The organism is Paenibacillus sp. FSL R7-277, from assembly GCF_000517965.1.
Taxonomy (GTDB): domain Bacteria; phylum Bacillota; class Bacilli; order Paenibacillales; family Paenibacillaceae; genus Paenibacillus_AQ; species Paenibacillus_AQ silagei.
This window is the reverse complement of sequence record NZ_ASPX01000075.1, coordinates 1-781: the sequence shown is the minus strand read 5'-3', so window position 1 is coordinate 781 and position 781 is coordinate 1. Positions and strand designations below refer to the sequence as shown.

The 781-nt window shown below is 62.6% G+C and carries 1 protein-coding gene; it reads left to right on the top strand.

Going from position 1 to position 781, the window contains the following annotated elements; all coding sequences use genetic code 11:
- Nucleotides 1-781, top strand: a 781-nt coding sequence (locus C173_RS21705; RefSeq protein WP_036728386.1) for a calcium-binding protein, incomplete at both ends; no start/stop codon positions are given.

Sequence of the window (781 nt, the reverse complement as noted above, 5' to 3'; positions counted from 1 at the left end):
GCTTACAGGTGAGACTGGTGCGACTGGGCTGACCGGAGAAACGGGAGCGACAGGGCTCACAGGTGAGACCGGAGCAACAGGGCTCACAGGTGAGACTGGAGCGACAGGGCTGACGGGAGAAACGGGAGCGACTGGGCTCACGGGAGAGACCGGAGCAACTGGGCTTACAGGTGAGACTGGTGCAACAGGGCTTACAGGAGAGACCGGAGCAACTGGGCTTACAGGTGAGACTGGTGCAACAGGGCTTACAGGAGAGACCGGAGCAACTGGGCTTACAGGTGAGACTGGTGCAACAGGGCTTACGGGAGAGACTGGAGCGACTGGGCTCACGGGAGAGACTGGAGCGACGGGGCTCACCGGAGAGACTGGTGCAACAGGTCTCACAGGAGAGACCGGAGCAACGGGGCTGACCGGAGAGACTGGTGCGACAGGACTGACTGGAGCGACGGGGCTTACGGGAGAAACGGGAGCAACAGGGCTTACGGGAGAAACAGGAGCAACAGGTCTGACGGGAGAGACCGGAGCAACGGGGCTGACTGGCGAGACTGGTGCAACAGGGCTCACAGGAGAAACGGGAGCGACAGGACTCACGGGCGAGACCGGAGCAACGGGGCTGACTGGCGAGACTGGTGCAACGGGGCTCACGGGAGAGACCGGAGCAACAGGGCTTACAGGTGAGACTGGTGCAACAGGGCTTACGGGAGAGACCGGAGCAACGGGGCTTACAGGAGAGACTGGGGCGACAGGACTGACTGGTGAGACTGGAGCGACAGGTCTGACG